This is a genomic window from Amycolatopsis sp. NPDC049868, from assembly GCF_044461365.1.
Taxonomy (GTDB): Bacteria; Actinomycetota; Actinomycetes; order Mycobacteriales; family Pseudonocardiaceae; genus Amycolatopsis.
Genome location: NZ_JBITKV010000003.1, coordinates 353,529 through 373,983 on the forward strand (window position 1 = coordinate 353,529; position 20,455 = coordinate 373,983).

Below are 20,455 nucleotides of genomic sequence, written 5' to 3' on the forward strand. Positions count from 1 at the left end.
CGCGGATCCCTCTCGCGGCAGACATCGGGATACGACCTGCGACAGACGCGCGAATACGGCGCCGGGTCCCAGGCTGGACGCAGGAAGATCCCCGACAGAAACGGAATCCTCATGAGAAGGCTTCTCGTCGCCTTGATCGCCCTCGCCGGCATGGTGTCCTTGGCGAGCCCGGCCGGGGCGGCCCCACGACTGAAGCTGCCGCCGCCGACCGGCTCGCATTCCGTCGGCTCCACCGATCTGCATCTCATCGACTCTTCGCGCCAGGACCCCTGGGTGCCGTCCGGTCCCCGCGAGCTGATGGTGTCGATGTTCTACCCAGCGCTGGTGCCGTTCGGCCAGAAGCGGCCCTACCTCACCTCGGCCGAGGCCAAGGCGTTCCTGACCGAATCGGGCCTCCCCGACGTCGACCCCGCGCTGCTCTCCGGGCTCCGGACCAGCGCCAGGGTCGACGCGCCGCCGCTGCCCGGGAAGCACGCGCTCGTCGTCCTGTCGCCGGGATTCGGCAAACCGCGTACCACGCTCACCGGGCTGGCCGAAGAGCTGGCGAGCAAGGGTTTCGTGGTCGCGCTGATCGGCCACAATTACGAGTCCCACGGCACCGCCTTCCCCGACGGGCACGTCACCGGATGCGCCGCCTGCGGGTCGGACTCCACGTTGCTCCCGCCGATCCGTTCCGCGGACGTCTCCTTCGTCCTCGACACCCTGACCAAGCCTTCGTCGCGCTGGTCCCGGCTGATCGACCGGACGCGGATCGGGATGGCCGGGCATTCCATCGGCGGGTACAGCACGCCGACCGCGATGGTCGACGACCAGCGGATCCGGGCGGGCGCCGACCTGGACGGCAGGCTGTGGTCGCCGATCCCCGCGTCCGGGATCGACCGGCCGTTCCTGCTGCTCGGCCGTGAAAGCGAGTACACCCCGGCCGGTCCGGACACGACCTGGGCGGGCAGCTGGCCGAACCTCACCGGCTGGAAGCGCTGGATCAGCGTCGCGACGGCCGGGCACCCGTCCTTCACCGACGTCGGCGTACTCGGTGAGCAGCTCGGCCTGAGCAAGCCCGGTCTGCTCGGTGGCGAGCGTGGAATGCAGCTGACCAGGGCGTATGTCTCGGCCTTCTTCGACGCGAACCTGCGCGGCAGGCAGCAGCCCCTGCTCGACGGGCCGGTGGCGGACAACCCCGAGATCAAGTTCTGGAACTAGCCGAGGGAGACCCCGGTGAGGCCGACGGAGAACCTCCAGAGCCGCTCGGCCTCACCGGCGTCGATCGCATAGGGACGCACACCGACCCACTCGCCTTCTTCGGCGGCGATCTCGGCGACGTCGCAGTCCTCGCAGTAGAGCCCGCCCAGCCCGTGCAGCTGAGGCGCCGTCGCCGCCCAGACCTGGGTGGCCGCGCCCTGCTCCGGCGATTTGAAATCCGGGTCGGCCTGGTTCCCCTGCTCGTCGATCCAGCCGCGCTCGACCATCTCCTCCCGCTTCAGATGCCGCTGCAGGGGAGTGAGGATGGCGCCCGGATGCAGGCTGAACGCGCGGATCCCGTGGTCGGCGCCGAGCTTGTCCAGGTGCACCGCGAACAGCACGTTCGCCGTCTTGGCCTGGCCGTACGCGAGCCAGCGGTCGTAGCCGCGATCGAACTGGACGTCGTCCCAGCGCATCGGCGAGGAGTGATGGCCGGAGGAGGCCACCGTGACGACACGGGCGCCACCGGCGGCCTTCAGCGCGGGCCAAAGGCGGTTCACCAGGGCGTGGTGACCGAGGTGGCAGATCGCGAAATGCGACTCCCAGCCGGGGCCGACCCGCCGTTCGGGCGCGGCCATGATCCCGGCGTTCGCGATCAAGATGTCGATCGGGCGGCCGGTGCCGAGGAAGCGGCGGGCGAAGGCCTCGACGCTCGCCAGGTCGGCGAGGTCGAGCTCGCCGACCTCGGTACCGGAGATCCCGGCGAGGGCGGCCTCGGCGTCGGCCGGACGGCGCGCGGGGACGACCACGTGCGCGCCGGCGTTCGCCAGCGCCCGGGTGGTTTCCAGGCCCAGCCCCGAGTATCCGCCGGTGACGAGGGCGAGCTTGCCGGAGAGGTCGATGCCGTTCAGTACTTCACCGGCGGTGCTGCGCGCGCCGAAGCCGGAGCCGATCTTGTGTTGTGCGGTGGTCATGGGGCGGACGCTAAGAGCTAGAGGGCTCTCTAGGTCAAGGCGCTATCGTCAGCCCGGTGACGGAACTCGCGATCGGCCAGGTCACCGAGCGGACGGGCCTCAGCGTGCACGCGCTCCGCTTCTACGAGAAGGAAGGGCTGCTCGCGGCACCGGTGAAACGGGACGCGAACGGGCGCCGCGTGTACACCGAAAACGACGTCGAATGGCTGCTGAACTGCACGAAATTCCGGGCGTCCGGAATGCCGCTCGCCGTCATCCGCGAATTCGCCGCACTCGTCCGCCAAGGGCCGGGAAACGAGGAAAAGCGCCTCGAACTGCTCCGGGAACACCAGAACACCGTCCGCGACCGGATCGCCGAACTGGCCGATTGCCTGGAGCTGATCAGCCGGAAGGTCGAGGTCTACGAGGAGCATGTCGCGCGGGGCACCGCGAACGAGCTCTGGCGGTAGCCGTCACGTTTCGCGCGGCGGCTTCGTCCCCATGACATGACCACACAGCTCACCGGGTTCACCACCCAGAAGACGATCCTGCTGAAGACCTTCAAACGGGACGGGACGCCCGTCGGGACGCCGGTCAACATCGCCGTCGAAGGCGATCACGCGTACATCCGGACGTATGACGCGGCGTGGAAGGCCAAGCGGATGCGCAACGATCCGCGGGTCGAGATCACCCCGTCGACGTTCCGCGGCGTCCCGACCGGGGAACCCGTGAACGCGCGGGTCCGCCTGCTCGACGGTGCCGAGGCGCGGCACGCGGCCGCCCTCCTGGCGAGGAAGCACCGGCTCTTGCACGGCTTCCTCGTCCCGCTCGTCCACCGGCTGAAGAAGTACAAGACGCTCCACTACGAAGTCCGGCCCGACACTCCATGAAGTCCACAATGGACAGAGGTTGCCACCCGATCGGTGCAACGTTTCGCCTGGCGATGGGCAAGGGCGGCCCCTAAGCTCGACCGCTCGTGACCTGCGAGGTGAGACGATGAGGTCCTTCGGCGCGGTGGATCCGGTCAAGGTGGCGCTCGCCGGGCTCGCCACGATGGCCCTGGGCATGGCGGCAGCCCTCAACGCCGATGCCCTGCCGGTGATCGGCGGCGGCACCACGTATTCCGCCGAATTCTCCGACGCGGGCGGCCTGCACGTCGACAACGACGTCCGGATCGCCGGGGTGAAGGTCGGCAAGGTGTCCGAGATCGACCTCGAAGGCGATCGCGTGCTCATCTCCTTCCGGGTGAAGGACGCCTGGGTCGGGGACGCCACGAGCGCGTCGATTCAGATCAAGAACGTCCTGGGGCAGAAGTATTTGGCGCTCGACCCGCACGGCGAAGCGATCCTCGACCCTGGAGAACCGATCCCGCTGCAGCGGACCACCGCGCCGTATGACGTCCTTGAAGCGTTTCGGGATCTGTCGAAAACCGTCGACGCCATCGACGTCGGTCAACTGGCGAAAAGCTTCGACACGATTTCGGCGACCTTCGCCGATACGCCGGCCGACGTCCGCTCCGCGCTCGACGGGATCACGAAGCTCTCCGGCACCATCGCCGCCCGAGACCGGCAGCTCCGGACGCTCGTCGCGAACACGCGTCAGGTCTCGCAGACCCTCGTCGACCGTGACACCGAGGCCCAGCGGCTGATCCAGGACGGCAACGCGCTGCTGCGCGCGATCGCCACCCGGCAGCAGGCGATCAAGGACCTGCTCGACGGCTCGAAACGGCTCGCGACCGCGCTCGACGGCATCATCGCCGACAACGACGGGCAACTCGGGCCGGTGCTCGAACAACTCGACCGGCTGACGTCGATGCTCCAGCGCAATCAGGATTCGCTGGCCAAGGGGATCGCCGCGTTCGCGCCGGCGATCCGGGTGCTCACCAACGTCGCGGGCAACGGACGCTGGATCGACGGCTATCTGTGCGGGCTGGTCCTGCCCACGTTCGGCCCGCTCAACGAAAAGGGCTGTTTCGAGAAGTGAGCGGAAAGTCGTGACTCACGTGATCAGAGGCGCAACTCGCGTGATTGGAGCCGGAACTCGCGAGATACGCCTTCAATCACGCGAGATACGTCCTCGATCACGCGAGTTCGGTGTCAGGGCTTCGTCCGCCGCAGCCAGAACAGCCCGATCACCGGCAGCACCAGCGGGATGAAGAGGTAGCCCTGCCCGTACACCGACCACACGGTGGCGTGCGGGAAGGCCTCGCGGTCGAAGAGGCTGAACGTGCCGATGGTCAGCACGCCGAGCAGTTCGACGCCGCAGGCGATCAGCGCGACCCGCCACCAGCCCGCGCCGCGGCGGGCCAGCGCCACGGTGGCCAACAGGTAGACGACGGCCGCGAACGCGGAGAGGGCGTAGGCCAGCGGGGCTTCGTGGAACTTGGTGCTGATCTGCACGGCGGCGCGCGAGGTCGCCGCCAGCGCGAAGATCGCGTACACGGCGACCAGGATCCGTCCCGGGCCGGAGGCCTTGTCCGTCGCGGTGTCCACCGTCTTCTCCTCGGTTTCTTCAGGCACTGGCGCCCGCCCACACCTCGTGCAGCCGGAGCACCATCACCGGGATGGCGAGGCAGGCGATGCCGAGGATCGCGGTGCTCGCCCGGGTGCGCTCGGCCAGCGCCCAGAAGGTCCCGAGCGGGAGCACGACCAGGCAGCCGATCAGGTAGGCGAGATAGGTGGCCATGCTGCCGGGGCGGCCGCCGCCGATCAGCAGGACGACACCGATCACGAGCTGGGCCAGCAGGAGGACTTCGATCACGGCGAGGCCGGCGAGCAGTGCGTTGTCCGGCAGCTTCTTGCGTGCCGCCTGTACGAAACTCCACGCCGCGACCAGCGTCGCGCAGATCGCGACGGTCACCGCGAACCCTGTGATCACGTCGGCCTCCTTACCCGCTCCACCGGCGACAACGTACCTCCGGGCGGATCACCGCCGACGGGCGACCGGTGGGCCGCGTGGCGGGCGCCACGAGGCGGGCAGTGGTCCAGACCTCGGGTGAATAGATCACGAAACCCGGCCGGTTGGCGCCCTGTCAATTCCGTCGCGCATTATTGTGTTCGCCGCCACGACCTGGGATTACGGCGTTGATGCGTTCCTGTTACACACCGACCGGGTGGTTGGAATCCGAGTTGATCTCACGCTGGGTACCCCTACCATTCGGTAGTTTTCGAATTCCCGTCCCTGAACAGCCCATCCGAACCCCCGATATGGCGGATTGGCCGTTCGGTGTCCGACGGGTGGAATATTCTGCATCGCGATGGTGCACATGGCCCATCCGATTGGTGCCAAGGAGGGGGCGCTCGATGGACGTCCGGTACGAAGCGTATTGCTTCGCCGATCCACTGTTCTTCGACGAGCAGCGGGAAACCGGGGACGCCGCCGACGATTTCGCCTCCCTGTTGCCCGCTCCGGCGGACGGCTGGCGCACCGGGGTGCGCGGAGTGTGGCGGTTGTTGCACCCTGTTGCTCGAAACCTTCCCTTGCAGGGTTGGAAAATTCACGTGTCGGCAGCTCTGGGCAATGCCGAGCGGGTGCTCGTGAAGGTGCACGAGCATTGTGTCGAACACGATGTGTCCTACAAGCATCTGCGTTCGCGGACCACCCTGCTGGCCAGGAATTCCAAATACGCCCCGCGTGACGGAAGCGGTAAGTTACTGACTCTTTATCCGGCTGACAACGACGAGCTTGAGCGTGTTCTCGCGGCGTTGTCGGCGAAGCTCGACGGCGAACCAGGGGCGTACATTCTCAGTGATCTTCGGTATGGTGCCGGACCGCTCTACGTCCGCTACGGCGGATTCGCCGAGCAATGGGTCGAACTCGATGGGAAGCGGGTTCTCGCGATACGCAAACCGGACGGGACGCTGGTCCCGGACAAGCGCGAACCGACCTTCTCCGTACCCGACTGGGTGACGATCCCGGAGTTCCTCGCGCCTCATCTCGCTGCTCGCAAGGGCGGCGGCGCGGATCAGTTCCCCTATCAGGTGAAAAGTTCTCTGCACTTCTCCAACGGCGGCGGTGTGTACCTGGCCGACCGGAAGTCCGACGGCGAACGAGTGGTCCTCAAGGAGGCCAGGCCGTTCGCCGGCCTGGACCGCGACGAGGTCGACGCCGTCGAACGCCTCCGCCGCGAGCACGAGGTGCTGGAGCGGTTGAAGGGCATCGACGGCATCCCCACCGCCTACGACCGGTTCACCGTCTGGGAGCACCACTTCCTGGCGATGGAGTACATGCCGGGTGTCTCGCTCGGCAACTGGCTCGCCCGTAACTACCCGCTCACCCGGCGCGACACCACCGAGGCCGACATCGCCGCGTACACCGAACGCGCGCTGGCGCTGGTCCGACGGGTGGAGGCGACGGTCGGCGAGGTGCACGGCCGCGGGATCGTCTTCGGCGATCTGCACTCGCTGAACATCCTGGTGGGCGAGGACGACGACACCGTCTCCCTGATCGACTTCGAGATGGCGTCCGATATCGAAAGCGGCACCCGGCCCGCGCTCGGCGCGCCCGGCTTCCGTGCCCCGAGGGACCGGAACGGGTTCGAGCTCGACGAGTACGCGCTCGCCGTCCTGAAGCTGTGGATCTTCCTGCCGCTCACGACGCTCCTCGAGCTCGCCCCGGGGAAGCTGCGCGGGCTCGCGGACTTCGTCCAATGGCGCTTCGACGTCCCGGAGGGCTACGCGGACTCGATCGTCGCGCGGCTCGCGCCCCGGAACCTGCCGCCGCTCACGAGCACCACCGAGCTGGACCAGGACGAACCGGACTGGGCGCTGGTCCGCAAGCAGATCACCGAGGCGATCCTCGCCAGCGCGACCCCCGAGCGCACCGACCGGCTCTTCCCCGGCGACATCGAACAGTTCCGTGTCGGCGGAGCGTGCTTCGGCTACGGCGCGGCCGGCGTCCTCCACGCGCTGAAAACGGTCGGTGGCGAGCGGCATCCCGCGCACGAACGCTGGCTGCTGGACTCGATCCGCCGCGATCCGCCGGGGCGGCCGGGGTTCTACGACGGCTCGTACGGGATCGCGTACGTCCTCGAAGAGCTCGGATACCGGGAAGAAGCCACCAAGCTCTTGTCCGCGTCGGCGACGCTGGTCGAACAGACCACCGACCACGGTCTGGAAGGCGGCCTGTCCGGTATCGGGCTCACCCAGCTGCACTTCGCGGTGGCCCGTAAGGACAACGAGTTCGGCAGGCAGGCGCTCGCCACCGCCGTCCGGCTCGCCGAAGCGCTCGAAATCGCCGATCCGCCCGGCGACTTCGGCCGCGCCGGGTTGCTCAACGGCTGGTCCGGTCCGGCGCTGCTGTTCGTGCGGCTGTTCGAACGCACCCGTGAAGAAGGCTGGCTGTCCTTCGCCGACCAGGCGCTGGAACGGGACATCGAGGAATGCGTCGAGTCCGACGACGGCTCGCTGCAGGTCCGCGACGGTGAGACCCGGACGTTGCCGTACGCGGGTGTCGGCAGTGCCGGGATCCTCATGGTCGCCGAGGAGCTGGCGAAGCACCGTCCGGAGGCGAAGGCGTTGAAGAGCCTTCCCGGCCTGCGTGAAGCGTGCCGCGGCGAGTTCGTCATCCACCCCGGCCTGCTGTTCGGCCGGAGCGGGCTGATGACCGCGCTGGCCATGGGCGACGAACCGGACCACCGCGTCCGCGACGCCATCGACCTGCATCTTTCCCGGCTGGCCTGGTACGCGGTGCCGTACAAGGGCGGCCTGGCGTTCCCCGGCAACCAGCTGCTGCGGCTGTCGATGGACGTCGTCACCGGCGGCGCGGGCGTCCTGCTCGCCTTGGCCGCCACTTTGGACGGGAAGGCCGCGCTGCCTTTCCTGTCCTCCCGAACTGCCGCCCGCTGAGGACGGCGGACCAAGAGATAACTAGTGAAAGGGAACACCATGGAACTGGTTCTCGACCTGCAGGCTCTGGAAGCCCCCGAGGTTCTCGAAGGCGGCGGCGGTGGCAGCCACGGCGGCGCGAGCAACCTCAGCCTGCTGGCCTCCTGCGCGAACAGCACCGTCAGCCTGCTGACCTGCCACTGAGTCACGGCTGATCACTGAAGGCGCGGGAGCGGCACAGGCCAAGTGCGCCGCTCCCGCGTCTTCATTTTGCCTTCCGGTTCATCTCGTTGGGATCACGGTGTTCGCTAGTCACCAAGACTAAGGAGTGGGATGGCGGGTTCCGCCGATCGGTTGCTGGTCAAGGTGACCGCGCTGGATCGCCCCCGCCTGATCGCGCTGATCTTCAGCGCGCTCGCCGGGACGGCGGCGGGGCTGCTCCTGCCCGGCGCGCTCGCCGCCGCGGTCGACGCGGTCGTGGCCGGACGGCCCAGCCTGCCCGAGGTCTCCTGGCTGATCGTCCTCGGTGTCACCGAGATCGCCGTCGGCCTGATCGGCGGCATCCTCACCGCCCGGATGACCGCGTCCGCGACCGCCTGGCTGCGCCGGAAACTCGCCGACCGCTATCTCGCGCTCGGCACCAGATCGGCCTTCGCCGACGGCGACGCGATCAGCAGGCTCACCGGCGACTGCACCGGCGCGGGACTGGTCGCTTCGGTCGTCGTCCAGCTCGGGTCGACCACGCTGATCTCCGGCGGGGCCGTCGTCCTGCTCGCGCTGATGGACTGGCGGCTCGCGCTCGTCTTCCTCGGCAGCATCCCGTTCGGCCTGATGCTCGCGCGCACCCACTTGAAGAACACCGCCGACGACGTCCTCACCTACCAAGAGGTGTCGGGCGAACTCGCGGCGAGGATGGTCGACGCCGTCGCCGGGCTCCGCACGATCGCCGCTTCGGGCACCGCCGACCGCGAAGCCGACCGTGTACTGCGGCCGTTGCCGAAACTGAGCCTCGCCGGCCGGGGGATGTGGCGTACGCAGGCCCGGATGGTGTGGCGCTCCGGCCTGCTGCTGCCCGCGGTCGAACTCGCGGTGCTCGGCGCCGCCGGTTTCGGTGTGCTGGAAGGAAGGCTGACCGTCGGCCAGGTCCTCGCGGCCCTCGGCTACGTCGCACTGGGCATGGGCCTGATCACGCAGATTCCTTTGCTCACGACACTTTCCCGCGCTCGGTCGTGTGCGCGGCGGATCACCGAGGTGCTGGAGGCGCCGGTCCCCGAACCGGGTGGGCTCGGCGTCGTCCCCGGGCGGGGCACGCTCGAACTGCGCGGGGTCACCGTCGAGGGCGCGTTGCACGACGTCGACCTTCTCGTCCGGGGCGGCCGGTTCACCGCGGTCGTCGGGCGGTCCGGTTCGGGGAAGTCCGCGCTGGTCAACGTCCTCGGTGGGCTCCTGACCCCGGACGAGGGGACGGCGACGCTCGACGGCCGTCCGCTGGAGAAGCTGCGGCCGTACGAACTCCGCGCGGTCGTCGGGTTCGCCTTCGAACGGCCCGCGCTGCTCGGCGCGACGATCGGCGACGCCGTCGGCTACGGCTCGTGGGCAGGCGAGGCCGCCGTACGCGCCGCTTGCCGGTCCGCGCAGGTCGACGATCTGATCGTCCGGCTGCCGGACGGCTACCGGACGCCGCTCAGGGAGACACCGCTCTCCGGCGGGGAAGCGCAGCGGATCGGGCTGGCGCGCGCGATCGCGCACGCGCCGCGGGTGCTCATCCTCGACGACGCCACCGCCAGCCTCGACACGGTCACCGAAGCCGCCGTCGAGGAGGCGATCGAACGCACGCTGCCCGGCAGGACGAGGGTGGTGGTGACGCATCGCGCGGCCACCGCGTCGCGGGCGGACACGGTGGTGTGGCTGGAAGACGGCCGGGTCCGGGCGGTCGGCACGCACGACGGGCTGTGGCGGACTCCGGCTTATCGAGCCGTCTTCACCGAGGGCGCGCAATGAGCGTCTGGGGGCTCTACCGCTCGGCGCTGGCCGGGCAGTGGCGCGGCGGGCTGGTCCTGCTGGCCTGCTCCGTGCTGGAGAGCGCGCCCGCGTTCTTGTCCGGTCGCCTGGTCGAACTCGCGGTCGACGAGGGGTTTGCCGCGGATCGGCCAGGCACCGGACTGCGTTGGCTCGCCGTCTTCGGGCTGGTGGCCGTGATCGGCGCGTTCGGTTCGCGGCTGGTGTGGCATCAGCTCGGCAAGGTCGTCGAGCCGTTGCGCGACGCGCTGGTGACCGCCGTCGTGCGCGGGGTCCTGCACGATCCGGCTCCACCGCGCAATCAGCCGGACGCCAGCGGCGTCGCCCGGATCACCCAGCACGTCGAGGTGGTGCGCGACGCCACGGCCGGGCTGCTGGTGCAGGCGCGCGGGATGATCGTGACGACGGTGGCGGCGCTGGCCGGGCTGTTCACCGTCGCCGGTTCGCTCGCGGTGATCGTGGCGATCCCGGTGGTGGTCTCGGTTCTCGTGTTCGCCTGCCTGCTCCCGTCGCTGGCGCGGCGTCAGCGCGCGCTCGCGCTGGCCGACGAACGGACCGCCGAGGTCGCGGGCGCGTCGCTGTCCGGTATGCGTGACATCGTCGCGTGCGGCGCGGAACCCCTGGCCGCGCTGGAGCTCTACGACGCCATCGACACGCAGGCCAAGGCGGCCGTGCGGGTGGCGCGGTCCGGGGCGGCCAGGACGGTGGTGATCGCGACCGGCGGTTTCGTGCCGCTGCTCCTGGCGTTGCTGGTGGCGCCGGGCCTGGTCGAGGCCGGGGTGCTCACCGCCGGTGCCGCGCTCGGCGCGCTCGTCTACCTGGCGACGACGATGCAGCCGGCGTTGCGGGGGCTGGCCGCGACCGCGAGTACCGTGGTGCTGCGGCTGATCGTCGCGTTGCGGCGGCTCGCCGAGACCGCCGAGGCCGAGCCGGAGGCCGACGGCACGGCCGAACCCGACGGGACCGCGATCTACGTGCGCGACCTGACCTTCAGCTGGGGCGCGGCCGCGCGACCGGTGGTGCGCGGACTCGACCTGCACCTGCGGCCCGGCGAGCGGCTCGCGGTCGTGGGGCCGAGCGGAATCGGCAAGTCGACCTTGGCCGGGCTCCTGACGGGCATGCTCGAACCGCAGGCCGGCCGGGTGCTGCTCGGCGGAGTGCCGGTCCGGGAGGTTCCCGCGGCGCTGCGGCACCGGATGGTCGCGCTGATCCCGCAGGAGGCGTACGTCTTCGCGGGGACCGTGCGGGACAACGTCGGCCTGTTCGCGCAGACCGCGATGGACGGCGAACTCCTGGCGGCGGTGACGGCCGTCGGCGCGGAACCGCTGGTCACCCGGCTGGGCGGGCTCGACGGCGAGATCGGGCACGGCACGCTGTCCGCCGGTGAGGCACAGCTGATCGCGCTCGCGCGGGTGTACGCGAGCGACGCGACCGTCGTCATCCTCGACGAGGCGACGTCGCATCTCGACCCGCCCGCCGAAGCGCGCGCGGAACGGGCGTTCGCCGAACGGGGCGGGGTGCTGGTGGTGATCGCGCACCGGCTGACGTCGGCGTTGCGCGCGGACCGGGTCCTGGTGATGGACGGCAAGGAGACCGCACTGGGTACCCATCTCGAACTCATGGACCGGTCCCCGCGCTACGCCCAGCTCATGCACGCCTGGTCGCCGCGGCTACCCCAGCCCAGTACGCAGTTCTTCCAGCGCGCTCCTGAGTAGACCCTCGACGGGCACCGGACGCCGGGATTCGCGATCGACGAACACGTGCACGAAACGCCCTTCCGCGATCACCGTCTCCTTCGAGTACATCCCGATCTCGTAGCGGACACTGGACCGGCCGAGATGGCCCACCCGCAGGCCGACTTCGAGTTCTCCCGGGAACGACACCGAAGCGTGGTACTTGCATTGGGATTCCACGCACAGTCCGATGACCGCACCGGTCTCGATGTCGAGGCCGCCGCGTTCGATCAACCAGGTGTTGATCACGGTGTCCATCACCGAGTAGTGGACGACGTTGTTGACGTGCCCGTAGACGTCGTTGTCCTTCCATCGCAAGGGAACCGTCTGCCAGTGCGGGTACTCGGCGTTCACCACAGCGTCACCGATTCCCGCAGGATGACGGCGAGGTCCGCTTCGGACGCCTCGCGCGGCGCCGTCGCCAGCAGTCGTTGTTGTTTCACCGTGCCGGAAACCAGTGAGTCCACATCGGACTCGGTGTAACCGACGGCGCCGATCCCGTTGGGGATCCCGATCTCCCGCATGATCTGCCCCAGCACCGCGGGCAGGTGATCCCGCAGATCGCCCGGCCATTCGTAGTCCGGCGCGAGCAGCCGCGCCACCCGGATGTGCCGGTCGGGCGCGGCGTCGAAGGTGAACCGGAACGCCGCCGGCGCCGTCAGCGAGACGGCCATCCCGTGCGGCACCATCGCTTCGTCGCCCGGATACCCGGACGGGTGGAACTCCCGCACCTGCCCGGCGATCGGATACGCGTTGGCGTGCGGGATGTGCACCCCGGCGTTGCCGAAACCGAGCCCGGCGAACGTCGCCGCGAGCGCCATCGCCTCGCGCGCCTTCAGGTCGGAGCCGTCCCGCACGGCCGCGGGCAGCGCCCACGACAGCAGCCGCAGCGATTGCTCGGCGAACATGTCGGCCAGCGGATTCGAGCCACAGTAAGGAACCCGGTCCTCCGGACGCTTCCGGTCGAACTCGGTGTACGGCTTGGCCGTGTAGCTTTCCGCGGCGTGGCAAAGGATGTCCATCCCGCTCGCGGCGGTGACCTCGGGCGGCTGCGAGACCGTCAGCCTCGGGTCGACCACCGCGAGGCTCGGCCGCATCCGGAGATGGCTGATACCGCTCTTCACCCGCAGCGACAACACGTCCAGCACGCAGACCGTGGTGCTCTCCGAACCCGTTCCGGTGGTGGTCGGCACGGCGACCAGCGGTTTCAGCGGCGAGCTCGGGGCGCGGCCGCCGCCGACCGGCGCGTTGACGTAGTCCATCAGGTCGCCGTCGTTGCTGGTCAACAGGTTCACCGCTTTGGCGGTGTCGATGGCAGACCCGCCACCGACCGCGACGAAAGCGTCCCACTCGCCCTGTCCGCGCGCGAAGTCGACGGCCTTTCGCATACTGACATCGGTCGGCTCGACGTGTACGCCGTCGAAGACGACGGCTTCGATGCCGTAGGTCTCGATGCCTTCGGCGATCCGTTGTGGCCAGCCCGTCGCGGCGACGCCCGCGTCGGTCAGGACGAGCACCCGGCGGGCGCCGTACTGGGTGAGGTCGTAGCCGATCTCATCGCTCGACCCGGTGCCGTACTTCAAGGCAGGCGCCCCGTAAGTGAAAACAGTTTCACGTCCGGCGGTGGCTGAGGTCACGTTTTCGTGCTCCCTTGCTCGAACACGTTCCGAATATCGGACATTCCGCCGCTCCGGGGTCTCCGGAATCGGAAGATCGCTTGACGGCACCGATCACCGCCCGCCTAAGCTCTTCTCATTAGATACCAACCGGGAGCGTCCGTCGCCCAGACGGCCGTGCGGATCCTGACCGAGGCGCAGATCCACCGCGTGTACGCGGTGGTGGGTGAGTCCTTCCTGGATCTGCTCGACGCGCTGCAACGCGAGCGCTCGATCACGTTCGTCTCGGCGAGGCACGACTCCGGCGCCGCCTTCATGGCCGAGGCCGAAGGCAAGCTCACCGAGCACCCCGCGGTCCTGCTCGCCGGCCGCGGCCCGAGCGCGGCGAACCTCGCGATCGGCGTCTCCACGGCGTACCAGGACGAGAGCCCGATGGTCGTCCTCCTGGAGAACCCGCCGCAGGATCCGGGCCCGACGAGCGAGCTGCCCACCGCGGATCTGACCGCGATGTTCGAGCCGATCTCGAAATGGACCGGCCGGGCGGAATCCCCTGACGAGGTCCCCGGCCTGCTGGTCGAAGCGCTGACCCGCTGCCGCGAGGGACGGCCGGGCCCCACCGTCGTCGCCGTTCCCGCCGATTTCTGGGGTGTCCCGTTCGATTCGGCCAAACCGGTCGCCGCCGTGCGCCCGCCCGCCACCGGCGCGCTCGGCCGGACCGCCGAGGCGGTCGCGCAGCTGGTCGACGAGGCCCGCTACCCGGTGGTGATCGTCGGCGGCCGGGCCCGCGCGGCGCGCGACGAGCTGATCGCCGTCGCCGACGAACTCGCCCTGCCGGTGTACAACGCGTTCCGCCGTCAGGACGCGTTCCCCGAGAACCACGCGCGCTACGCCGGCCATCTCGGCATCGGCATCCCCGCGCGGCAGCTCGACGCGCTGGAGCGCGCGGACCTCGTGCTCGCGCTGGGCACGCAGCTCGACGAGGTCACCACCCAGTCCTTCCGCTACCCGACGCCGTCGCAGACGCTGGTGCTGGTCGGTACCGGGATCGAGCCTGCCCGCCGGGGCGGCTTGACCTTCCGGGTCGACTCCGAGGTCGAGCCCTTCCTGCGTGAACTGCGCAATGTCGCCTCGCCACGGCAGCGGCGCGCGTCGGCCGCGAACGCCGCCGTGCACACCTTCATGACACCGCCCGACACCAGCGGCGCCACCCGCGTCCACCCCGCGGACGTCATCCGCGCGGTGCGCAAACTCGCGCCCGAAGACGCGATCGTGACCAGCGACGCGGGCAACTTCGCCCAGTTCATGCACCGCTACTGGTGTTTCACCGCGCCGCGCAGCCAGCTCGGGCCGAGCAACGCGGCCATGGGCTACGCGGTCCCCGCGGCGGTCGCGGCGAAACTCGCCGAACCACGCCGCACGGTGATCGCGATGGCGGGCGACGGCGGCGCGCTGATGACCGGGCAGGAGATCGAGACCGCCGTCCGCTACCGGGTGCCGGTGACCGTCCTGGTGTTCCAGAACGGACTGCACGGCCCGCTCGCCGTACATCAGGCGCGCAAACACGGACGGCTTTCGGGAGTCACCGTCCCGGTCACCGACTTCGCGTCGTGGGCGCGCGGGCTCGGCGCCGCCGGGTACACGGTGGACGATCGGGAAGAGCTGGAGCCGATCATCGCGAGCGCGCTGGTGCGGCAACGGCCTTGTGTGATCGACATTCGCACGGATCCGGACGTGGTGACCCCGGATATCCGGCTGACGAGCCTACTGGGCGCCGCGAGGCCGCAACAGGGCGGCCAGTAGGGGCCGCCACGCCGATTACCGGGCGGTACTTTTTCTCAGGGGATACACAGAAACCCTTGTGGTGCCGCCTTCACCTGCTCCAAAGGGTGGGAACAAGGTGACGACTCGGCCGACTTTCGATCGCGGACACCGGATTTCGTCGGTCGGCCGTGGCACAATCGCGGCAACACCGAGAGTCCGATATGGACCGGGGCAATGGCCGGTGGGGTTGTTGGCACGCAGTACGTACGTAGAGCGTTGTGTTGACACTGGGAGAAAACATGGCTGACGAAGCGAAGCCACAGGACAAGTCCGTTTCCGGCGTGGTGCCGGTGCTGTTCAGCGCGGACGCGGAGACCCACGACATCGCCGTCGTGGCCACGAACCGGGAGGCGTTGCGCCGTTCGCCGTTCGGCAACGAGGTGCCGCTGCGCGCGGCCAGCGGGGAATAGCCCGGCCGGTGGCCTGTCCGGCCGGCGAGGTACAGTCCGTAAAGGTGCAGTGCGGCTGCGCACACCCGGGTGATGGCGCTTGTCGGCCTGCGTGAGGTGTGCTTTACTGCACCAGGTCTCGATTTTTGTGTTCGTGTTGGTTCACGCTCGCAGAACTCAGCGGGCGTAGTGTCTCCTCGTGTTTCCGGGGAAGCAAACCGTCTGGTCATGACCCGGGCTGCCGACGTGGCTTCCTGTTTGTTTGTGTTGCATATGGAGATTTTATGACTCAGGGCACTGTGAAGTGGTTCAACTCCGAGAAGGGGTTCGGCTTCATCACTCCCGACAACGGCGGCGGCGACGTCTTCGTGCACTACAGCGAGATCAAGGGCAACGGCTTCCGTACCCTCGAGGAGAACGCCCGCGTGGAGTTCGAGATCGGGCAGGGCGCGAAGGGTCCGCAGGCCACCTCGGTCACCGTGATCTGATCCAGGTTTTCCAAGCAGGGCCGCCTTCCCCTCGGGGAGGCGGCCCTGCTGCTTTTCCGGCACCGAGTGGCGATTCGGGCCGCCTTCGCCCGCCGAAGTTCCAGTGGCTTTGTGATGCAACCTCGTGCAACTCTTTCTTTCGTGGCCCGGACGTCGTTTCCTTGTAGGGACTTGGCGCGGCAGCGGAGGACATGTGGGCGAAGCGGTTGCGGGGATCGTGGCGAACCCCGCTTCGGAGCGTGACATCCAGGGCCTGCGTTCGGCACTGAGGGTGGCCGGCGTCGGCCGCGTGATGGTGTGGACCGACGCGGGCAAGATCATCGGCACCGTCCGCCGGATGGTGGACGCGGGCGCGAGTGTGCTCATCTGCCTGGGCAACGAGAGCATGATGCGGGCCGCGGCGGCCGCCTGTGGCGACGTCCCGCTGCTGATGCTGCCCGCCGGGGGTGCCGACGAGTCCACCGTCGCCGGGCTCGCCGCCGGACTGGTGGCCACCCATCAGGTGGACACGGACCTGGTCACGAACCGCGCCACCGTGCTCGAGGTGGTCACGAAGGCCCGTCGTGAGATCGCGCTGATCGACGTCAGCGTGTGCTCGGAGAGCCGGTGGGATCCCGCGTCGCTGACCGAGCTGTACTGCACGTTCGCGGTTCCGGACGGGGTCGGGCTGTCGAGTATCCCCGGACGGCTGTGCCCCAGTCCGAAGTCCACTGTGGACGGTGTCGCGGTCTCGCTCGGGCCGGTCGACGAGACGCCGTACGTCGTGCAGGCGCCGATCGCGCCCGGCGAGGTCCGGGCGGTGGGCGTACGCGGCTGGAGCGTGCTGCACGCCGGGGTCCGCGTCGATCTCGCCGCCGGTGGTGGCTCCATCGCGCTGGACGGCCAGCCGCATTTCGTGCTCAAGCCGGGAGAGAGCGCTTTCGTCGAGTTGAAGCCCGATGGGCCGTGGTGCGTCGACGTCCGCGCGGTGATGGCCGAGGCCACCAGGACCGGCCTGCTGCTCGGCCGGAAGCCGACGGGGGCCTTTTCCGCGTCCCACCTGGCGGACGCGCCCTTCCCCGGGTAGACCGCGCCAGGTCACAGAAACCTTCCGCTCCCCGGGACACCCGGGCACACTGGCCTGAACACAGCAGAAGGAGTAGGCCAGGTGCAGCTCGAGGCGGCGCTGCCGGTCGGTGCGGATCCTCGGCGGCACGCGCGTGCCCTCGCCGAAGTGCGCGAGGCCGCGCTCGCCGGGACCACACTCCCAAGCCGGCCACGGGCGGTCATCGGCGCGTCCTGGCAGCGCATGCGGCGGCTGGGCCTCGACCCGGACCGCGGTTCGCCGACCCCTCCGCTCGCCGCGGAACAGCTGGAAGCCCGCCGTCGCGAGAGCCGCCTCGCCGCCGTCCTGCCCGTCCTGCGCGGCGGTCTGATCAGCCTCGCCGAACAGGCCGCGCACATCATGGTCGTCGTCGACGCCGACGGTCGTGTCCTCTGGCGTGACGGCAGCACCCCGGTCCGCCGCCGCGCCGACGGCATCGGCTTCGTCGAAGGTGGCGACTGGCACGAACACGCCGTCGGTACCAACGCCATCGGAACGGCGCTGGTCGCCAGGCATCCGGTGCAGGTCTACTCGGCCGAGCACTACGTTCGTAACCTGCACGAATGGACCTGCGCCGCCGCACCGCTGCACGATCCGAGGGACGGCAGGCTGCTCGGCGTCGTCGACCTCTCCGGACCGGCCTCGACCGTGCACCCGACGACCCTCGCCCTGGTCGATGCGGTCGCGAAGCTCGCTGAAGCGCATCTGCGCACGACGCACCTCTCGGATCTCGAACGGCTGCGAGGTCTGGCTTCGCCCCTGCTCACCAAGGTGAAGGGCCGGGCGGTCATCACCGACCCGCACGGCTGGATCGCGGCCTCGGCGGGGCTCGTCCCGGTCGGCCGGATCGCGCTGCCGAACGACGCGGCCCCCGGCCGCACCTGGCTGCCGACGTACGGGAACTGCCTGCTGGAGCCGCTGCCCGGGGGCTGGCTCGTCCGGCTCAGCGAGGAGGAGGACGCGCCGCCGACCCGGGTCGTGCTCGACCTGAGATCGTCGCGGGAGAGCACGCTGCGCGTCTCGGGGGAGGCGGGCACCTGGTCGCATCGGCTGAGCCCGCGGCACGCGGAGATGCTGTACGTCCTCGCACGCCATCGGGAAGGGCGGTCGGCCTCGGAACTGTCGCTCGACCTCTTCGGCGACGCCGGGCGCACCGTCACCGTCCGCGCCGAGATGTCCAGGATGCGGCGGCATTTCGGCGGGTTCCTGCTGGCCAGGCCGTACCGGTTCGACGACGACGTCGAGGTCTTCGTCGAACGGCCCGCCGACGGCGAGGTCCTGCCGCACTCCGTCGCGCCCGCCGTCCGAGGTTGAGTTCCATCCCCGGCTCAACCCGCCGGTGGGTCCGCTCCACCCCGCGACGTGCCTAACGTCCGTGGCATGGGAAAAATGAACGTGAAAGGCCTGTTGGGGCTGGTGGTCGTGGGTGTCGTCGTCCTGCTCGGGTTCCTGGCCTACCGGCTGATCCTGGTCGAGATGATCACGCGGCTGAGCGATCACTGAGGGGGGAGATGGGTAAGCGGGAGAAACCGCTGCTGCCGGACACGATCGCGCCGAGCTGGCTGGTCGTCCAGCTGCTCGGCACGGCAGCCGTCGTGGTCGTGCTGCTGACCGCGAACGAGTCCGATCCGTGGATCTGGACGGCGTACGGCATCAGCGGGGCCTGCTGGCTGGGTTTCGTCGTGGCCTCCCCGCGTTTCCCCCGGGTGGCGACCGTCCTGCTCGCGGTGGCGAGTATCGCGCCGTCGATCGCGCTCGGCTGGGCGGAGGACTCCTCCGCCATCGTGCTGGCGGTGGTCACGGTCAGCCGGTTCGCCACCCTGACCGAGCCGTCGGTGGCCGCCATCTTGGGGGTGGTGGGGCTCGACGCGAGCCTCGCGGCGGTCACCGGCCTGGTCGCGGGCGCGGCCGAACCGCTGGTGTTCGGCAACGTCGGCGTGCTGCTCGTGCTGATGCTGCTGGGATTGAACCGGCGGCAGTACGAGGTGCAGGCGGTACAGGCGGCGGCGTTGCTGGAGCAGACCAGACTGGCGCAGTCCGAACACGCGCGGGCGGCGGCGCTCGACGAGCGCACCCGGATCGCCAGGGAGATCCACGACGTACTCGCGCATTCGCTGGGGGCACTGGGAGTCCACCTGGAGGTCGCCGAGGCGCTGCTCGCCGAAAAGTCCGATGTGGACGGTGCGCTCGGCAGGGTGCGGTCGTCGAGGAAACTCGCCGCGGACGGGCTCGCCGAGGCACGGGACGCGGTCGCCGCCTTGCGCAACGACGTCCCGTCGCCTGCCGAAGCCCTGCGGCAGCTGGCCGCCGCGCACCACGGTGGGGTGACCTTCGAGGTGGTGGGGGAGCAGCGGCCGCTGCCGTCCGCCGCGGTGGTCTCGCTGGTCGGTGTCGCGCGGGAGGCGCTGACCAACGCGACCAAGCACGCCCCCGGGCGGCCGGTGTCGCTCCGGCTCCACTTCACCGATGCGGAGGTCCGCCTGCGAGTGTGGAACGAACTCGGCGAAACCGTCCGATCGGAGGACACCGGCGGGTTCGGACTCACCGGGATGAGGGAGCGGCTCGCGCTCGCCGGTGGCACGCTGACCGCGGGCCCGGATGACGGGCGCTGGACGGTGGAGGCGGTGGTGCGGTCGTGATCCGGGTGGTCGTGGTCGATGACCAGCAGGTCATGCGCGAAGGCCTCGTCGCGTTGCTCGGGCTGATCGACGGGATCGAGGTCGCCGGCGCCGCGGGCGACGGACGGCAGGCGCTCGACCTGCTCCGCCGCACCGCGGCCGACGTCGTGCTGATGGATCTGCGCATGCCGGTCCTGGACGGGGTGGCCGCGACCAGGCTGCTGAAACGCGATCACCCGGAGGTCGCGGTCGTCGTCCTCACGACGTACGCGGACGACGCTTCGATCGCCGACGCGTTGCGCGCCGGAGCCCGCGGCTACCTGACCAAGGACGCCGGACGCGCCGAGATCGGGGCGGCCGTCCGCTCGGCGGCCAACGGGCAGGCGATCTTCGCCGCGGAAGTCTCCGACAGGCTCGTCGCCGCGCTCGACGCGCGATCGGTCACGCGGGCCAAGGTCGAGCTGCCCGACGGACTCACCACACGCGAAGCCGAAGTGCTCGGCCTCATCGCGCGCGGGCTGTCCAATCCGGAGATAGCCGCCGAGCTGTTCATCGGCGAGGCGACCGTGAAAAGCCATATCAACCACGGCTTCGCCAAGATCGGTGTGCGCAATCGTGCGGAGGCCGTGCGGTACGGCTTGGAAAAAGGCCTCTGAGCCTGCCCGCAGATCACGTGCCGATGACACACGCCGGTGTCACTGGCTGCGCTGATCCCGACTCGGATACCTTC

Annotated in this window: 21 protein-coding genes; 16 read left to right on the forward strand and 5 right to left on the reverse strand. The window is 69.6% G+C overall.

The window, feature by feature from the left end:
- The first annotated feature begins 111 nt into the window (after positions 1–111).
- Positions 112–1,200, forward strand: a complete 1,089-nt coding sequence (locus ACIBTM_RS15165; protein WP_395877092.1) for an alpha/beta hydrolase family protein — start codon at positions 112–114, stop codon at positions 1,198–1,200.
- Here ACIBTM_RS15165 and ACIBTM_RS15170 read toward each other — a convergent pair.
- Positions 1,197–2,153 carry an SDR family NAD(P)-dependent oxidoreductase gene (locus tag ACIBTM_RS15170; RefSeq protein ID WP_395877093.1) on the reverse strand — a complete coding sequence of 319 codons (957 nt, stop codon included), beginning with the start codon at positions 2,151–2,153 and terminating at the stop codon, positions 1,197–1,199. The genes ACIBTM_RS15165 and ACIBTM_RS15170 overlap by 4 nt on opposite strands.
- Positions 2,154–2,209: 56 nt before the next feature.
- On the opposite strand from ACIBTM_RS15170, the gene ACIBTM_RS15175 reads away from it, so the two are divergent.
- The 3 genes from ACIBTM_RS15175 to ACIBTM_RS15185 all read left to right on the forward strand — a co-directional run bounded on the left by ACIBTM_RS15175 (position 2,210) and on the right by ACIBTM_RS15185 (position 4,115).
- Positions 2,210–2,602, forward strand: coding sequence for a MerR family transcriptional regulator (locus tag ACIBTM_RS15175; RefSeq protein ID WP_395877094.1), 393 nt, complete (start codon positions 2,210–2,212; stop codon positions 2,600–2,602).
- Positions 2,603–2,638: 36 nt separating this feature from the next.
- Positions 2,639–3,022 (forward strand): PPOX class F420-dependent oxidoreductase, encoded by a 384-nt coding sequence (locus ACIBTM_RS15180; RefSeq protein WP_395877095.1) that lies wholly within the window; start codon positions 2,639–2,641, stop codon positions 3,020–3,022.
- A gap of 106 nt (positions 3,023–3,128) precedes the next feature.
- Entirely contained in the window at positions 3,129–4,115 is a 987-nt protein-coding gene (locus tag ACIBTM_RS15185) for an MCE family protein (protein WP_395877096.1), read from the forward strand.
- Positions 4,116–4,228: 113 nt separating this feature from the next.
- Here the strand turns inward: ACIBTM_RS15185 and ACIBTM_RS15190 are convergent, their stop codons facing one another.
- Positions 4,229–4,651, reverse strand: coding sequence for a hypothetical protein (locus ACIBTM_RS15190; RefSeq protein WP_395877097.1), 423 nt, complete (start codon positions 4,649–4,651; stop codon positions 4,229–4,231).
- Positions 4,644–5,009, reverse strand: coding sequence for a hypothetical protein (locus ACIBTM_RS15195; RefSeq protein ID WP_395877098.1), 366 nt, complete (start codon positions 5,007–5,009; stop codon positions 4,644–4,646). Before ACIBTM_RS15195 ends, ACIBTM_RS15190 begins: the two co-directional genes overlap by 8 nt.
- Positions 5,010–5,434: 425 nt before the next feature.
- Here ACIBTM_RS15195 and lanKC point away from each other — a divergent pair, with 425 nt between their 5' ends.
- The 4 genes from lanKC to ACIBTM_RS15215 all read left to right on the forward strand — a co-directional run bounded on the left by lanKC (position 5,435) and on the right by ACIBTM_RS15215 (position 11,691).
- Positions 5,435–7,978, forward strand: coding sequence for a class III lanthionine synthetase LanKC (gene lanKC / locus ACIBTM_RS15200; protein ID WP_395877099.1), 2,544 nt, complete (start codon positions 5,435–5,437; stop codon positions 7,976–7,978).
- Positions 7,979–8,017: 39 nt separating this feature from the next.
- Complete coding sequence (locus ACIBTM_RS15205; RefSeq protein ID WP_123798255.1) at positions 8,018–8,161, forward strand: SapB/AmfS family lanthipeptide; 144 nt, start codon at positions 8,018–8,020, stop codon at positions 8,159–8,161.
- A 129-nt stretch (positions 8,162–8,290) separates the two neighbouring features.
- Positions 8,291–9,958, forward strand: coding sequence for an ABC transporter ATP-binding protein (locus ACIBTM_RS15210; RefSeq protein WP_395877100.1), 1,668 nt, complete (start codon positions 8,291–8,293; stop codon positions 9,956–9,958).
- Positions 9,955–11,691, forward strand: coding sequence for an ABC transporter ATP-binding protein (locus ACIBTM_RS15215; protein WP_395877101.1), 1,737 nt, complete (start codon positions 9,955–9,957; stop codon positions 11,689–11,691). Before ACIBTM_RS15210 ends, ACIBTM_RS15215 begins: the two co-directional genes overlap by 4 nt.
- On the opposite strand, the gene ACIBTM_RS15220 is transcribed toward ACIBTM_RS15215, so the two are convergent.
- Positions 11,647–12,066, reverse strand: coding sequence for an acyl-CoA thioesterase (locus tag ACIBTM_RS15220; RefSeq protein WP_395877102.1), 420 nt, complete (start codon positions 12,064–12,066; stop codon positions 11,647–11,649). The two genes, ACIBTM_RS15215 and ACIBTM_RS15220, sit on opposite strands and share 45 nt — an antisense overlap.
- Positions 12,060–13,292 (reverse strand): hydroxyacid-oxoacid transhydrogenase, encoded by a 1,233-nt coding sequence (locus ACIBTM_RS15225; RefSeq protein ID WP_395877103.1) that lies wholly within the window; start codon positions 13,290–13,292, stop codon positions 12,060–12,062. The genes ACIBTM_RS15220 and ACIBTM_RS15225 overlap by 7 nt, the downstream gene beginning before the upstream one ends.
- A gap of 171 nt (positions 13,293–13,463) precedes the next feature.
- Here ACIBTM_RS15225 and ACIBTM_RS15230 point away from each other — a divergent pair, with 171 nt between their 5' ends.
- From ACIBTM_RS15230 to ACIBTM_RS15265, 8 genes are all read left to right on the forward strand, one after another.
- Positions 13,464–15,125: a thiamine pyrophosphate-binding protein gene (locus ACIBTM_RS15230; RefSeq protein ID WP_395878071.1), complete on the forward strand. Its 1,662-nt coding sequence runs from the start codon at positions 13,464–13,466 to the stop codon at positions 15,123–15,125.
- Positions 15,126–15,385: 260 nt separating this feature from the next.
- Positions 15,386–15,556, forward strand: coding sequence for a hypothetical protein (locus ACIBTM_RS15235; RefSeq protein ID WP_395877104.1), 171 nt, complete (start codon positions 15,386–15,388; stop codon positions 15,554–15,556).
- 263 nt (positions 15,557–15,819) lie between these two features.
- A complete protein-coding gene (locus ACIBTM_RS15240) occupies positions 15,820–16,023 on the forward strand; it encodes a cold-shock protein (RefSeq protein WP_005163378.1) in 204 nt (67 codons plus the stop codon).
- A gap of 193 nt (positions 16,024–16,216) precedes the next feature.
- Positions 16,217–17,089: an ATP-NAD kinase gene (locus tag ACIBTM_RS15245; protein ID WP_395877105.1), complete on the forward strand. Its 873-nt coding sequence runs from the start codon at positions 16,217–16,219 to the stop codon at positions 17,087–17,089.
- 81 nt (positions 17,090–17,170) lie between these two features.
- A complete protein-coding gene (locus ACIBTM_RS15250) occupies positions 17,171–18,421 on the forward strand; it encodes a GAF domain-containing protein (protein ID WP_395877106.1) in 1,251 nt (416 codons plus the stop codon).
- Positions 18,422–18,487: 66 nt separating this feature from the next.
- Positions 18,488–18,610: a hypothetical protein gene (locus ACIBTM_RS15255; protein ID WP_255432399.1), complete on the forward strand. Its 123-nt coding sequence runs from the start codon at positions 18,488–18,490 to the stop codon at positions 18,608–18,610.
- Positions 18,611–18,618: 8 nt separating this feature from the next.
- Positions 18,619–19,746, forward strand: a complete 1,128-nt coding sequence (locus ACIBTM_RS15260; protein ID WP_395877107.1) for a sensor histidine kinase — start codon at positions 18,619–18,621, stop codon at positions 19,744–19,746.
- Positions 19,743–20,381, forward strand: a complete 639-nt coding sequence (locus ACIBTM_RS15265) for a response regulator (RefSeq protein ID WP_395877108.1) — start codon at positions 19,743–19,745, stop codon at positions 20,379–20,381. Before ACIBTM_RS15260 ends, ACIBTM_RS15265 begins: the two co-directional genes overlap by 4 nt.
- Positions 20,382–20,455: the final 74 nt, after the last annotated feature.

Excerpts from the sequence above, each read along its gene's own strand:
- ACIBTM_RS15165 (WP_395877092.1), top strand. The coding sequence starts at position 112 with ATGAGAAGGCTTCTCGTCGCCTTGATCGCCCTCGCCGGCATGGTGTCC.
- ACIBTM_RS15170 (WP_395877093.1), bottom strand. The coding sequence starts at position 2,153 with ATGACCACCGCACAACACAAGATCGGCTCCGGCTTCGGCGCGCGCAGC.
- ACIBTM_RS15180 (WP_395877095.1), top strand. The coding sequence starts at position 2,639 with ATGACCACACAGCTCACCGGGTTCACCACCCAGAAGACGATCCTGCTG.
- ACIBTM_RS15185 (WP_395877096.1), top strand. The coding sequence starts at position 3,129 with ATGAGGTCCTTCGGCGCGGTGGATCCGGTCAAGGTGGCGCTCGCCGGG.
- lanKC (WP_395877099.1), top strand. The coding sequence starts at position 5,435 with ATGGACGTCCGGTACGAAGCGTATTGCTTCGCCGATCCACTGTTCTTC.
- ACIBTM_RS15205 (WP_123798255.1), top strand. The coding sequence starts at position 8,018 with ATGGAACTGGTTCTCGACCTGCAGGCTCTGGAAGCCCCCGAGGTTCTC.
- ACIBTM_RS15210 (WP_395877100.1), top strand. The coding sequence starts at position 8,291 with ATGGCGGGTTCCGCCGATCGGTTGCTGGTCAAGGTGACCGCGCTGGAT.
- ACIBTM_RS15215 (WP_395877101.1), top strand. The coding sequence starts at position 9,955 with ATGAGCGTCTGGGGGCTCTACCGCTCGGCGCTGGCCGGGCAGTGGCGC.
- ACIBTM_RS15235 (WP_395877104.1), top strand. The coding sequence starts at position 15,386 with ATGGCTGACGAAGCGAAGCCACAGGACAAGTCCGTTTCCGGCGTGGTG.
- ACIBTM_RS15240 (WP_005163378.1), top strand. The coding sequence starts at position 15,820 with ATGACTCAGGGCACTGTGAAGTGGTTCAACTCCGAGAAGGGGTTCGGC.
- ACIBTM_RS15255 (WP_255432399.1), top strand. The coding sequence starts at position 18,488 with ATGGGAAAAATGAACGTGAAAGGCCTGTTGGGGCTGGTGGTCGTGGGT.
- ACIBTM_RS15260 (WP_395877107.1), top strand. The coding sequence starts at position 18,619 with ATGGGTAAGCGGGAGAAACCGCTGCTGCCGGACACGATCGCGCCGAGC.